Source organism: Rheinheimera maricola (assembly GCF_016918075.2).
GTDB classification, from domain to species: domain Bacteria; phylum Pseudomonadota; class Gammaproteobacteria; order Enterobacterales; family Alteromonadaceae; genus Alishewanella; species Alishewanella maricola_A.
Genome location: NZ_JAERPS020000001.1, coordinates 320,019 through 333,751, shown reverse-complemented (window position 1 = coordinate 333,751; position 13,733 = coordinate 320,019). Strand labels below are relative to the sequence as shown.

The window sequence follows — 13,733 nt, the reverse complement described above, 5'->3', positions numbered from 1 at the left end:
TGTCAGCTGTTGCTGACTGACTGCCAGCAAAGCTGCAACCTTGTTAATGGCTTTCACCCGACCTTTAACACGCCCGCCATTGTTGTCTAATGCTTCATACTGCCAAATTTCCATTACCCTGCAACCCGCATTACTTCGTCAAGCGTCGTGGTACCTTTTAGTACTTTTAGCAAACCGTCTTGCTTGAGTGTTCTAAGTTGATGCTTTTGCCGATAACCACTGACTTTTGCCATAAAATGCTGATCTTTAGCAAAACTTTGCATTTCTTCGTCATTAGGCAAGTATTCCAGAATGGCCAAACGACCAAAATAACCGCTACCACCACATTTTTCACATCCCGTTGCCTGACAAATATTTACCGGCTGGCTTAACAACGGTACCAGCTGATTGAGCTCGGGTAACTGCAGCAAACGTTCTTGTTGCGGATCAGCGGCTTTACAATGTGGGCATAACTGCCTGACAAGCCGTTGTGCCATTACCGAAATAACCGACGCATTTAATAAAAATTCTTCTACACCTAAGTCAATTAGTCGGGTAAAGGTGGTTGGTGCATCATTGGTATGCACAGTGCTAAACACTAAGTGCCCGGTAAGCGACGACTGCATAGCAATGCGTGCTGTTTCCTGATCACGGATCTCACCCACCATGATAATGTCTGGGTCTTGTCGCACTATACTGCGCAGGCCGCGAGAGAAATCAAAGCCGATATCCGCATTTACCTGTACCTGATTAATCCCGTCAAGCTGGTATTCGATGGGGTCTTCGAGGGTAATAATTTTGACGTGTGGCTGATTAAGCCGTGATAAAAACGAATACAGGCTGGTAGTTTTACCTGAACCAGTAGGGCCAGTCATCAGGATAACACCGGTAGTTCTGGTCAAATCTTTGCTGATATGGTCAATAAGATCCTGCTCATAACCCACAGCGGTTAAATCGAACCGTACTGCGTCTTTTACCAGAAAACGCATTACCACGCTTTCACCTTCACCTAGGGGTAAAGAAGACACCCGGATGTCTAGTGCTTTGCCGGCGACGCTGGTTTCAATTTTGCCATCTTGCGGTTTGCGCCGCTCGGCGATATCCATACCGGACAGAATCTTTATCCGAGACACCACACCCAATTGCAAGTCCATTGGAATGGAATCCCCCGCATGCAACATACCATCTACCCTGTAGCGCACTCTATAACGCCCGGCTAGTGGCTCGAGGTGCATATCTGATGCCCTAAGCTTGATCCCTCGCACAATAAGATTATTCACCAAATTGACTGTAGGCGCGCCAAAGGCTAATTCACGTAAACGCTCAAGCTCATTGAGGCCTTGCCCTTCGCCATACACATCCTGACTTTGCTCTGCCTGTAAGAATACACGCAAAGCGTCAAAATCAGCCTGACGACACACACATACCTTAACTTCAGCAAAATATCGCCCCCAAAAATCATATAGCGGCAAATAGAACGGGTCTGTTACGGCTAGAAAAATAACGTCGTCATCTTGCTTAAATGGCAGCGCCTTTTGCCGAATAGCCTGCTCTAGGTCGAGCTGACTAAAAAAACCCGCTGGTAAGCTAACACTAGTGGCATCGTGAACATAAAGAGGTAAATCAAGATAACCTGAATAAACTGACGCTAGCTCTTCTTGCTGCATAACACCAAGGTTGACCAGAATGTGCTCAACCCGGCCGCCTAACTGACGACGATATTCCAAGGCTCGTTGCAACTGCTCGTCACTAATGATATTGCAGCTAAGCAAATAACTCGCAATACCACCGGTAGGTGAAACATCAGACATTTGAGAATCGACATTCGACATAATACGCTCAGTTACTCAACGAAAATATCAGCGTTAAGTTCTTCTCCGCCCTCTCGGCCATCGGCGGCATAACTTAGCAAGTCATACGCTGCAGAGCCGCTGCCAGGAAATCTGTAGATATAAGCGTTGCCCCAAGGGTCAAGCGGCACATCTTTGGGTAAATATGGGCCGTCCCAACGCGCGTGCTCGGACTGTCTTAATTCGCTTAACGACGCAGGGTAGGTACCGGTGTCTAAACGGTAGGCTGAAATTGCGGTTTGTAGCATCTGCATCTGCGCGGTGGCGGTTTTACGCTGTGATGAGTCTACTTTTGAAAACATTTCGGGCGCCACCAACGATGCCAGCAGACCAAGGATCACCATAACGATAAGTAACTCGATTAACGTGAAACCACGACGTACTGACGATTTAATAACGCGTTGACTTAACATCTTAACTCCCAAACATTGATATACATTCTACAACGAACTGATTGCGACCAACGCAACTGCACTTTGATAGAAAATTTGTGTGACCTGAGACCATAGGCTCAAATTATCTTTATATTCAGTATCCAGAGGTACCACAATAGTGTCACCTGGAGCCAGCTCATTGCTATTGACAGCAAACCAGCGACCTTGTTCCGGTAACATCACAGAACCGTCGGCACGTATTACGTACACCGCATCCTCATCAGCACGTTTACGAAAACCACCAGCTTGCTGCAGGTAATAGTCTACACTCATGCCGGATTTGTAACGATGGCTGCTGGCGTGCTGAACTTCGCCTACCACAGTAACAGCGGTATTTTTGCGCGGAATATATAATACATCACCCTCTTCGAGCTCCAGATCTGCATTCACATTACCTGATATTACCCCGGGCAAATCAACGACAAAGCGGCCAACCGGTGTTTGGTTTTGTAACTCTTTTACCATCGCAATAGCATCGGCCGGATTAATCATGCTTTTCTCAGCAGATAACGCCCTGGTTGCGACATCAGCTTTTAATTGTTCCAGTAATTTATTAAGTTGTAGCTTTTCGCGTTCCTTAATCATTTCGCGGGTAAATACTGCGCCTTGTGTAAACGCACCTGATGTAAGCCCTCCAGCTCGGCTTAACAATGACGATAGTGTTTCGCCACTGCGCACCGGATAACGCCCGGGGAAGCGCACTTCGCCGCGCACTTCGACTACCCGCGCTTGATTCCAGTCTGGCAAAGCGAACACATTCAGGTTGTCTCTACTTTGCAGGCCTACGACTTGGTCTTTGTTCAGTACCGCAGTTAACGACACATCCAAATGGGTAACTTGTCGTGTCTGATTATCGCTATCTTCTTTCCAGTAACGTGTTAATTCGGCGCGCGCTAAGTTAGCTGAAGCTTTTACGCCGCCGGCAGCACTAATCAGCTGATACAAATCGGTATTAATTGCCAGGGGATATTCACCAGGCACCATTACTTCGCCGGTGATGCTGGCAATATGCGGCTGATTTCCATTGCGGGCTTGCTTATTCAATTGTTGTAACACCGGATACAGCAATTCTCGACGGGTAAGGTGCGGTGAAAGGTGCATTAGCGTCTTGTCATAAAGGATCTGGCTAAGAAAAATACGAAACGATTCTTTCAGCCAATCCTGTTGTTGATAGCGCATCTCTTCTATCGACAATGGTTCAAAATCGGGTTTGGCTTTTGTGTTGTTAGACGGTGATAAATTGTCATTTATCCGCATGTCAGCCACATGGGTGCGTTGCTTATTTTGTTGTAATGCTTCTGCTGACAACACATCGGTGGCTTGTTGCTCAAAATCCTGCAAACTGGCAAATTCTTGCTGATAAGACTGCTGCCGTTGATACTGCTTAGTAAAATGCATTTTCAAATGCGTACGTTGGTAGCTGTCGTTTGCGTAATTAAACACCAGTACTTTGTCACCTGGAGCTAACGCTACATCATATTCTGACCCCGGGGCATTAACGGCTTTGCTAACGTTAAACTGCAACACACTGATATCGGGTTGATTAAGGTTTTCCTGACGCAATACCAAACCATAATCTGGATCAGCGGTGGCGTGCAAGTCACCCCATAATGAACGAATAAGGCCGCTAATACGCATGTCAGGCTGGTAGGCGTAAAAGCCTGGCCGTACCACAGCACCTAACAGAGCCACCTGGTTATTCACCCGCGGCGACACTCTATTAACTTTAAGAAAGTCACCGGCTTGCAGCTTACGTTTAAGATCGCGCTCAACGGTGAGGTCAATATTCACTAATTCGCGCTGCCGCTGTTTGTTTAAACGCTCGAGCGTGGCGGACTTGTTATAGCCGTCGGGATTAACACCGCCTGCCATGCTCAACAAATTGCTAATGGTCTCACCGGGCTTAATTTCAAACAACGCGGGCCGTCTAACTTCACCATCAACCTGAGCAACCCCCTCAAGGGTGCTGACGAATATAACGTCGCCATGTTGCAGCGCTATGTCTCCCTCGGCTTTGCCCTGTAACAGCAATGCGTACAAATCAAATTCTGCTGCTAGTTTGCCCTGTCGCCTTACCTGTATTTGCCGCAAGCTACCAATATCACTGACACCACCGGCAGCAAACAACGCCTGCGTAACACTAGAGAGCGCAGACAATGTATAGGTGCCGGGATGCTTGGCTTCACCGGCAATAAAGACGTTTATCGACCTTAGCTTACCCATACTGACTGCGACTTTGACACCTAACATCGCCTGGCCTACTTTTTCGCTGATCAGTTGCTGCACCTCAGGAAAACTCAGACCGGCGACAACGACATTACCCAGTTCGGGGATCTGCAACTCCCCTTCCCGGTTGACGCTAAGCTCATATTGCTGATTTACTTTGCCGTACAGCTGCAGTTGTATGCTGTCATCTGGGCCTAAACGATAGCTATCGGGTACTGGCATGGCGGATAGCGACGCAAAACTACTGATCTGTGCGTCAAACAGCTTTAAACCAAAACGTACCGGCTGGTCTGGCTCAAAATCAGGTTGCTCAACTTTGGCTGAAGGCACTGTAGACTGGCGCTGCATTATGCGCGGTGAGTCATTTTCGTTTATCGCATCGTTGTTTTGCTGTGGCATCACATTAGTGAGCTGCGTCAGATTTATGCCATATTGCCGGGCAATTTTTTCCTGCTCTGCTCGAGGTAAATTTTTTAACTGTTCAATCATCGCCGGTGAGGGCGTAATGGCTTGAGATAGGGTTACAGGTGAAACTAATGCCGTAACTAACGTCAGCAACAAAACTAAATTTTTCACAATAAGGCTCCGGGATCCCTTGCTGTCTGGCGTGGTGTGTCTGAAAAAACGATTTTTGCCCAAGCAAATAAGGCGTTACTCTACCGTTTTTCTCCGATTTTATCGACAGGTATTTTGCAGCCTACTTTGCCATAGTAAGCTGCAATTATCAGATGGCCAAAGCGGGTCAGGTTATAACCGAAGGTCACTTTCACCAGCAGGCAAGATATACTTCAAGTCATAAATAACACTGTTGTTGTTACACAATTTTTTAATGCCTTCGGAACCCAATTCGCGGAACTGCTTGTGGCCTACGGCCAGAATAATGGCATCATAACTGTGTTGTTCCGGGCTTGAAATTGGCGTTATGCCATATTCATGCTGCGCTTCTGCAGTATCCACCCAGGGATCGAATACGTCAGCCGTTACTCCGTATTCTTGCAGCTCGCTAAGAATATCAACTACCTTGGTGTTGCGGATATCCGGGCAGTTTTCTTTAAAGGTTAAGCCCATAACCAGCACCTTGGCGCCGGCCACGTGAATACGACGCTTGATCATAGCTTTGACCAACTCGTTAACCACATAGCGTCCCATGCTATCGTTAATACGCCGCCCTGCCAGTATAACCTCAGGGTTATAGCCTATTGATTGAGCTTTATGCGTTAAATAGTAAGGGTCGACACCGATGCAGTGGCCACCAACTAAACCTGGACGAAAGGGTAAAAAGTTCCACTTTGTGCCCGCGGCTATCAATACTTCTTCCGTATCAATGCCTAATTTGTTGAAAATTACTGCCAGTTCGTTGATTAGGGCAATGTTTAAATCACGCTGAGTATTTTCAATCACTTTTGCCGCTTCTGCTACCCGGATTGAGCTGGCTTTATAAGTACCGGCGATGATAATGCTGCGATACAAGCTATCGACAAATTCAGCAATATCTGGTGTGGAGCCAGAGGTCACTTTTTTAATGGTTGTAACACGGTGCTCTTTATCACCCGGGTTAATACGCTCAGGGCTATAACCGGCAAAGAAGTCGACATTATATTTAAGTCCCGACACCCGCTCGATTACCGGGATACAATCTTCTTCTGTGGCACCCGGGTAAACGGTGGACTCGTAAATTACCACGTCACCGGCTTTAATCACTTTGCCCAAGGTCTCTGAAGCTTTAATCAGCGGCGTTAAATCGGGTTGGCGATGCTCATCAATTGGCGTAGGTACCGTGACAATATAGACATTGGCACGGGCTAAATCGGCTAAATCGGCGCTGTAACTTAATCGTGTTGCCTCGGCCAGCTCTTCAGGGCTGACTTCCAGCGTATGATCTTCACCACGATTTAGTTCACTAATGCGGGCCTGATTAATATCAAAGCCAATGGTTGCGTAATGTTTACCAAATTCTACTGCCAGCGGCAACCCAACATAGCCAAGGCCGATAATGGCGATGGTACTTTGCTCTACGCTATGTGCTACGTTTTTCATGCTGTAAATCCTGTGTAAGTCCATTTACTCAATAATTAAAAGTAGGCCGTTTGTGTTTATTGCTGCGCAATATACCACGGCATCGCCAGCGCTAAACCATCACGAATACGGAATTGCGGCGCATAGCCGATGGCTGCCCTGGCTTTGCTGATGTCAGCTTGCGAGTGGCGCACATCGCCGGCGCGAAAATCAGCATGCTGCGCAGCTTTGTTATATGTAATGCCATTGTCTGCCAGGCTTTGTGCCAGTGCAGTAAATAATTCGTTCAGCGTAGTACGATCGCCCAAGGCAACATTAAAGACTTCGCTATGCGCTATAGTGGCCAACGCGGCCCGAATGTTAGCTTGTACGGCATTTGCGACAAAACAGAAATCGCGGCTGGTTTCACCATCACCATTTATCACTACGTCTTCGCCGGCAATCATAGCGGCTGTCCACTTCGGTATCACGGCGGCATAAGCGCCGTTAGGGTCCTGTCGTGGACCAAAAACGTTAAAGTAGCGCAGGCCAATACTGTGGAAACCATAACTGCGTGAAAACACATCAGCGTATAACTCATTGACATACTTGGTAATAGCGTACGGCGACAGCGGCTTACCAATAACATCTTCAACTTTTGGCAGGGCTGGATGGTCACCATAGGTAGAGCTAGACGCCGCATAAACCACCCGTTTCACGCCCGCATCGCGCGCCGCAACCAACATATTTAAAAAGCCGCTAATATTAGTCGCATTGGTTGTTATAGGGTCGTTTATAGAACGCGGCACTGAGCCAAGCGCAGCTTGATGCAGTACATAGTCTACCCCACTGCACGCTCGGTGACAGTCGTCGAGCTGACGGATATCACCATTGATAAAGTTAAAATTTGCCCATTGTTGTGGGCTAACCAATGATTGCACTTCGTCGAGGTTACGCTGATGGCCAGTAGCAAAATTGTCTAACCCTACTACGTTTTGATTGGCCTTTAACAAGGTTTCTAATAAGTTAGAACCAATAAATCCAGCGCAGCCGGTAACTAACCAGCGTTTAGGCGCTTGCTGCAATTGCTGCAGAATATCCATATTCTTGTCTCCGTCTGTTAGCGTGTTACGCCGACAGCTGTTTTAATAACATCTATAATGCGCTGGCAAGCTTGTCCATCGCCATAAGGGTTATGGGCGAAACTCATGCTGTCATAGTATGCCTTATCCGTCAGCAGTTTAGTAACTTCTGCTACAATTTTTGCCCGGTCTGTACCCACTAGTTTCACTGTACCTGCGGCAACGGCTTCCGGCCGCTCTGTAGTATCCCGCATCACCAGCACAGGTTTGCCCAACGACGGCGCTTCTTCCTGGATACCGCCAGAATCAGTTAGCACCACAGTGCTGCGACTCATCAAATAAACAAAGGGCAGATAATCCTGCGGCTCAATTAAGTGTACGTTGGCTGCCGCTGACAATAAACGGAATACCGGTTCACGCACATTTGGATTTAGATGCACCGGATAAACGATATCGCAATCTGGAAAGTCGTCGGCAATTTGTTTTAGTGCCGCACAGATATTGTCAAAACCGGCGCCGAAACTTTCACGACGATGGCCGGTGACCAAAATAAGCCGTCTGCCATGCTGACCAAACGGAAAGGCATCGGCAAAGCGCTTACTTAGCACGGCATCATCTTCAATTTTTGCCACTACCTGCACCAGCGCATCAATAACGGTATTACCGGTTACCACAATATGTGCCGGGTTAACCTGCTCATTGAGTAAATTTTGTTTGGATGTGTCGGTAGGTGCAAAATGAAAGCGCGTAATAGCACCGGTAAGCTTACGGTTCGCCTCCTCCGGCCACGGGCTGTAAATATTGCCCGTACGTAAACCTGCTTCGACATGGCCCACAGCAATTTTTTCGTAGTAGCAGGCTAATGCGGCGGCAAAGGTAGTACTGGTATCACCGTGCACTAATACCACGTCAGGTTTAAACTCGCGCAGTACCGGTTTAATGTTCAGCAGTATACTGGTGGTTACATCATATAAATCCTGGCCCGCTTTCATAATAGCCAGATCGTATTCTGGTTTTATGGCAAATAACTGCAATACCTGATCCAGCATTTCACGATGCTGCCCGGTAACGCAGACCCGACTGTCAATATCCGTTTGTTGTTTCAGTAAATTAACTAGTGGCGCCATTTTTATCGCTTCGGGCCGGGTACCGAACACACTGAGAACTTTAATCATCACAGATCCCTATTCCTTTAATGGCGTAAAGCTTACCAAAAGCGCTTTTAAAGCGATAGCCACAACCGGTAAACTAACGCACAGAACTAGAGGACTCTACCATGTTATATTTGAACAGCAGGAATATTCCTGAACTTGTTGGCTTAAGCTTTGCTCAGCGCATGGCCGTGATCCGCAAGGCAGCAGACAACTTACCTGTGCCAACAAAAATCACCCTGAACATTATTAAACTGCTGGTGTTAATACCCCTGTTTTTACTGATCGCCCGCGCTGATGGTTGGGCAATTGCAGGCTACATAGTGTTACTAATAGTGGCTTATCCGGCGATTACCCGGCCGCTGACGTTTGCCTTGTGTCAAAAAGATTTTGCCCGGTTGCGCAAACAATTGTACCCATCTTAACCAAAACCAGCGCAATAACGGCGATTTTTGTGCTTTTCAACTTATTGCCCCAGTAGCAGTGATGACATTCCCGGCTAACATCTGCATAATCCGGCAAGCTTCTAGCTGAATAATGAAGCAAATAATTCTAATAAAAACTGGGGAATCCATGACTGAATCAAGCACTGCTGCGGTGGCGCCAGCCAATCAGCCGCAATTTCTCGGCCATCCGGTCGGGCTATATGTGTGCTTTCTCACCGAAATGTGGGAACGCTTTTCTTTTTACGGCATGAAATATTTGCTGTTGTTGTATTTAACAAAGTATCACTTATTCAGTGATGCAGGTGGCCTTGATGTGTTGGGTAGCTATGCTGGTTTAGTGTACGCCATGCCAGTCATTGGCGGCATGTTAGCCGACCGCTATTTAGGTATGCGTAAAGCCGTAACCTTTGGTGCCATTTTGCTTTGTTTAGGTCACCTTGGCCTGGCCTATGAGGGCTTCCAAGCCTACCTTCAGGATGGTGTGGTAGTACAAGATACTGGTGCCATACAGGTATTTTACTTCTCACTGGCGCTGATTATTATGGGTGTCGGCTTTTTAAAGCCAAATATCTCTACTATTGTCGGCCAACTGTACGGTAAAGAAGATGCACGGCGGGATTCAGGCTTTACTATCTTTTACATGGGTATTAATACCGGCTCTTTTATTGCAACTTTACTGGTTACCTACATAGGCGAAAGTTATGGCTGGGGCTACGGTTTTGGCTTAGCCGGTATTGGTATGGTATTGGGTTTAATTGTGTTTTTAGCCGGGCAGAAATACCTGTATGGCTATGCAGAACCCTCTAATCCAGGCTTGCTGAAAGAAAAAGTATTTGCCGGCATTGACCGCGAATGGCTGATTTATCTGGCAACCTTACCAGCACTGTTTGTTGTGTGGCAATTGGTGCAGTATAACCCGGTGGTGCATAACACCCTGTTGGGATTATCCTTGGTGGTGTTGGTAGGTATTATTTGGTTTATGGTTACACAGTGTACCAAAGAAGAACGTGACCGCATGATGGTATTAATAGTGCTGACCATTTCAACAGTGGTGTTCTGGGCACTGTTTGAGCAGTCGGCGTCTTCGATGACCTTATATGCTGATCGCGTAATGGACCGCAATGTGTTTGGTTTTGAAACCACTGCCGGCCAATATGGCGCTCTAAACCCAATGTTTATTATCACCCTGGCACCATTTTTTGCTTGGCTGTGGATTTTCCTGGCTAAACGCAACTTGGAACCCAGCACCCCGGTTAAATTTGCTTTGGGTATTATGCAGGCCGGTTTAGGTTTTGGTGCATTGGTACTGGGTGCGCAGTTCCCGAATGAAGCGGGTATGGTTGGTGCAGGCTGGATGGTACTGGCTTATATGTTACACACCATGGGCGAGCTGTGTTTGTCACCGGTTGGCTTATCAGCCGTAACCAAGCTGGCGGTGCATAAAGTGGTTGGTGTAATGATGGGCGCCTGGTTCCTGGCTACAGCATACTCAGAACTGTTAGCCACCCAACTGGCAAAACTGGCGGCTATTGAAGTACCGGCCGGCGAAGTGGTTGACGTAAGTGCTGCATTGGCTGGCTACACCGAACTGTTCAGCTTTTTGTTGTATGTTGGTATTGGTATTGGTGTGTTTATGCTGTGTATCAGCCCCTGGCTGAAAAAGCGCATGCACGGCGTGCATTGAGCCGCAGAACGTTAATGTAGGGGGCGTATTATTACGCCCTTTTTTATCGCTGATTGTGTGTAAACTAGTAGGCGCAATAATGCGCCCCTACAGGTTGGCTACGCCGCTCCCTGCATCTCTAATGGCTGCGCCGCTCCCTGCATCTCTAATGGCTACGCCATTGGGCATGACATAGTGCTTCGTGTTTTTCGCGGCTTAGTAAAATACGCGCTAATACCATGTCTGCTGCGCCGTTTTCTCCGGTTAAGCCTATTTGTGCTTCGTAGTGCAGCTCCGGCTCCAGGTCTTGCATCATCATTTCTACCCAGTCTTCACCCGGTGTCGCCAAGTCAACATAACCGCGGGTCTCATAATTTTGCTGGTAAAGCGCATAATCTTCTGCCGACAGGTTTTCTGACGCCAATTCTTCAAAAATATCAAATGCGTGGTCACATAACTCGTCCAGCGTCCACAATTCTAAATCCTGCATTGGTGCTCCGGTATTAACATCAGTGTAATCGCAGGCCTTGCGTTACAACACTGCTGTGCTCGCCAAAGCAACTCGCTCACGCTTGCGCGCTCACTCAGACACTCTTTGGCTGTGCGCTGCAGGTTCTAACCGGCCAGCTTGTTCATGTCAGCAGCTTATTACCCGACACGAGGCTAAATTAACAATGCCGCCAGTATAGCAAGCCTTTGCCGAAAACACTGCTGTGCTGCTACACTGTCGGCCTTTTTTCCGGCCGGAAGTTGCTATGTACCTGTGTCCGCTGTGCCAACAGCCGCTTATGCTTAACGACAAACAGTATCAGTGTGGGAATCGCCACAGCTTTGATATAGCCCGCGAAGGTTATGTTAATTTACTGCCCGTGCAGCAAAAAAACTCGAAAGACCCCGGCGATAACAAAGAGATGATGCTGGCACGTCGCGCATTTTTACAAGCGGGCTGGTATGCGCCGTTGGCGCAGGCCATTATTAACACGCTTAAACCGCTTGGTGCTAATACGCTGCTAGATTTGGGTTGTGGTGAAGGTTACTACACAGCCTTGCTCAAACAGGCTTTGCCACAGCTCCGGTTATTTGGTGTCGACATTTCTAAAACGGCAATAAAGTTTGCCGCAAAATCACATCGCGATATTGCCTTTAGTGTCGCCAGTGCTTACCAGTTGCCTTTTGCCGATAACAGCTTTGACGCCATAGTGCGCATCTATGCACCGTCTAAGGCAGAGGAGCTAACACGCTTAATTAACAAAGGCGGCCACTTAATTACCGTTACACCCGGACCTGCGCATTTAGTTGAAATAAAGCAAGCGGTGTATGCACAGGTGCAGCTGCACGACGACACTATCGCCAGCCTCGATGGTTTTGCGCATCTTAGCCGTGAGCGATTGCAATTTCAGCTAACGTTTGACCACGCAGCAGATTTACTGGCTCTGGTGCAAATGGTGCCACTAGCATGGAAATTCAGCGCTGAGCAAAAACAGCAGTTTGCTGACAGCCTGCCGGCTATCAGCATTGATTTTCTGCTGAACCTTTATCAACTCAGTTGAGCTTTGACATAAATATACTTAGACACCTTTGCTTGATTGCAGCTGCGCTACAACGGCTGGGGCTGCTGCTCTGCTTCATATTGATGAATAGCACTTAGCATTGCTGACCAGAAATACGTGCCCATTTCATTCATTACGTTTGACTCAGCATTTATTAGCATAACTAAACCCAGCTGATGTTCGCGCGAATAAGCAATTTCTGCCCGGTAGCCTTTAACCCAGCCGCCATGGTAGATAAGCTCATCCTGACCAAACTGATACACCCGCCAGCCCAGTGCATAATGCGCATCGGTTAAATAGCGGCGCCAATCTTTGCGGCGTAAGTCGCGCCGGGTTTTTACCCGTTTACTGGTAATTTGTGCCAGCAGAGTATCGGAAAATACTGCCGGATTATGCCCTAACTGCGCGACAAGCCAGTAGCCCAGATCGACAGCACTGGCATTGACGCCCGCCGCCGGTGCAAAACGGTAATAACTTTCAGCCACTTTAGTACTGTGCCAGCTGCCACGCGCACGCACATGCGGCATAGCGCGGTTTTCGGTGCTAAAAAAACCGTCCAGCCCTACTGACGCGGTAGGCAGTTGTAGTGGAGTAAAGATATTTTCCTGCATCAGCTCAGCATAAGTCTTACCGGTAGTTTGCTGCATTATGGGTTCGATCAGGCTAAACAATACATTTTGATAACCGTAACACTGACCGGGTGGACACAGGGGATCAATTTTTTTGAATTGTGGCAAAATGAGCTTCGGCTGTACATTCGCTTCAATCAGATTGTCATAAGCGTTTGGCATAACCCCAGTGCTTTGTGACAACAAATGTTCGACTTTTAGCTGATTATTATACCGCGCCGATTTAAATGAAAACTGCGGCAAATACTGTGTAACCTTATCGTCCCAACTAAAATGGCCCTGCGATGCCACTATACTCGCCAGCCCGGCAGCAAATGTCTTTGATACCGAAGCAATGCGAAATACCGTATGAGGATCAACCGCAGCTTTACTACCTTGCTGGCGCACGCCAAAACCGGCGGTGGCGATAATTTTATTGCCTTGTACTATGGCATAAGCGCCACCTGGTATTTTGTGCTCGGTGAGTTTGGCACTGTAGTACTGATCAAAATCAGCAACTAACGGCGCCATTTCTGGTTGCGCGTTCAGACTAAATGCGCCTGCGAAACAGGCTACTGCCAGAAAATACTGCTTCAATGGATTACCTTTTCTGTCTGTTGCCAAACCAGCTATTCTAATCGATTGGCCATTGTATTGGCTTTAGCTGCACTTGCCAACCCAATGCGGCAAGCGCGCAGACAGTTATATGTTCACTTTAATTTTTACCGGCGCCAACATAGCCGTAGCAG

At 47.6% G+C, this 13,733-nt stretch carries 11 protein-coding genes and 1 pseudogene; 3 read left to right on the top strand and 9 right to left on the bottom strand.

The window, feature by feature from the left end:
- The 7 genes and pseudogenes from I4W93_RS20600 to wecB all read right to left on the bottom strand — a co-directional run.
- A pseudogene (locus I4W93_RS20600) lies at positions 1-114 on the bottom strand (hypothetical protein); the annotation flags it as partial.
- Positions 114-1,811, bottom strand: a complete 1,698-nt coding sequence (locus tag I4W93_RS01605; protein WP_224673214.1) for a GspE/PulE family protein — start codon at positions 1,809-1,811, stop codon at positions 114-116. The gene I4W93_RS01605 and the pseudogene I4W93_RS20600, both read right to left, overlap by 1 nt.
- Before the next feature lie 11 nt (positions 1,812-1,822).
- Positions 1,823-2,242 (bottom strand): type II secretion system major pseudopilin GspG, encoded by a 420-nt coding sequence (gene gspG / locus I4W93_RS01600; protein ID WP_205310178.1) that lies wholly within the window; start codon positions 2,240-2,242, stop codon positions 1,823-1,825.
- Positions 2,243-2,269: 27 nt separating this feature from the next.
- Positions 2,270-5,065, bottom strand: a complete 2,796-nt coding sequence (locus I4W93_RS01595) for an SLBB domain-containing protein (RefSeq protein WP_205310179.1) — start codon at positions 5,063-5,065, stop codon at positions 2,270-2,272.
- Between the two features lie 171 nt (positions 5,066-5,236).
- A complete protein-coding gene (tviB, locus tag I4W93_RS01590; RefSeq protein WP_205310180.1) occupies positions 5,237-6,526 on the bottom strand; it encodes a Vi polysaccharide biosynthesis UDP-N-acetylglucosamine C-6 dehydrogenase TviB in 1,290 nt (429 codons plus the stop codon).
- 56 nt (positions 6,527-6,582) lie between these two features.
- Positions 6,583-7,587 (bottom strand): SDR family oxidoreductase, encoded by a 1,005-nt coding sequence (locus I4W93_RS01585; protein WP_205310181.1) that lies wholly within the window; start codon positions 7,585-7,587, stop codon positions 6,583-6,585.
- Between the two features lie 17 nt (positions 7,588-7,604).
- Complete coding sequence (wecB, locus tag I4W93_RS01580; protein ID WP_205310182.1) at positions 7,605-8,741, bottom strand: non-hydrolyzing UDP-N-acetylglucosamine 2-epimerase; 1,137 nt, start codon at positions 8,739-8,741, stop codon at positions 7,605-7,607.
- A gap of 101 nt (positions 8,742-8,842) precedes the next feature.
- On the opposite strand from wecB, the gene I4W93_RS01575 reads away from it, so the two are divergent.
- Together I4W93_RS01575 and I4W93_RS01570 are read left to right on the top strand one after the other, a co-directional pair.
- On the top strand, positions 8,843-9,142 hold the full coding sequence (locus I4W93_RS01575) for a DUF6170 family protein (protein ID WP_205310183.1): 300 nt from the start codon (positions 8,843-8,845) through the stop codon (positions 9,140-9,142).
- 148 nt (positions 9,143-9,290) lie between these two features.
- A complete protein-coding gene (locus tag I4W93_RS01570) occupies positions 9,291-10,847 on the top strand; it encodes a peptide MFS transporter (RefSeq protein WP_205310184.1) in 1,557 nt (518 codons plus the stop codon).
- Positions 10,848-10,992: 145 nt separating this feature from the next.
- On the opposite strand, the gene I4W93_RS01565 is transcribed toward I4W93_RS01570, so the two are convergent.
- The gene (locus I4W93_RS01565; RefSeq protein ID WP_205310185.1) at positions 10,993-11,316 is read right to left on the bottom strand and encodes a DUF440 family protein; all 324 of its coding nucleotides are present in this window, start codon (positions 11,314-11,316) and stop codon (positions 10,993-10,995) included.
- 265 nt (positions 11,317-11,581) lie between these two features.
- On the opposite strand from I4W93_RS01565, the gene rlmA reads away from it, so the two are divergent.
- Positions 11,582-12,376 (top strand): 23S rRNA (guanine(745)-N(1))-methyltransferase, encoded by a 795-nt coding sequence (gene rlmA / locus I4W93_RS01560; protein WP_205310186.1) that lies wholly within the window; start codon positions 11,582-11,584, stop codon positions 12,374-12,376.
- Between the two features lie 47 nt (positions 12,377-12,423).
- Here rlmA and I4W93_RS01555 read toward each other — a convergent pair whose 3' ends face one another.
- Positions 12,424-13,581: a serine hydrolase domain-containing protein gene (locus I4W93_RS01555; RefSeq protein WP_224673213.1), complete on the bottom strand. Its 1,158-nt coding sequence runs from the start codon at positions 13,579-13,581 to the stop codon at positions 12,424-12,426.
- Positions 13,582-13,733 lie beyond the last annotated feature (152 nt).

Bases quoted from the DNA above. Each gene is read 5' to 3' on its own strand.
- tviB (WP_205310180.1), bottom strand. From the start codon at position 6,526: ATGAAAAACGTAGCACATAGCGTAGAGCAAAGTACCATCGCCATTATC.
- I4W93_RS01570 (WP_205310184.1), top strand. From the start codon at position 9,291: ATGACTGAATCAAGCACTGCTGCGGTGGCGCCAGCCAATCAGCCGCAA.
- I4W93_RS01565 (WP_205310185.1), bottom strand. From the start codon at position 11,316: ATGCAGGATTTAGAATTGTGGACGCTGGACGAGTTATGTGACCACGCA.
- wecB (WP_205310182.1), bottom strand. From the start codon at position 8,741: ATGATTAAAGTTCTCAGTGTGTTCGGTACCCGGCCCGAAGCGATAAAA.
- I4W93_RS01585 (WP_205310181.1), bottom strand. From the start codon at position 7,587: ATGGATATTCTGCAGCAATTGCAGCAAGCGCCTAAACGCTGGTTAGTT.
- gspG (WP_205310178.1), bottom strand. From the start codon at position 2,242: ATGTTAAGTCAACGCGTTATTAAATCGTCAGTACGTCGTGGTTTCACG.
- I4W93_RS01605 (WP_224673214.1), bottom strand. From the start codon at position 1,811: ATGTCGAATGTCGATTCTCAAATGTCTGATGTTTCACCTACCGGTGGT.
- I4W93_RS01575 (WP_205310183.1), top strand. From the start codon at position 8,843: ATGTTATATTTGAACAGCAGGAATATTCCTGAACTTGTTGGCTTAAGC.
- rlmA (WP_205310186.1), top strand. From the start codon at position 11,582: ATGTACCTGTGTCCGCTGTGCCAACAGCCGCTTATGCTTAACGACAAA.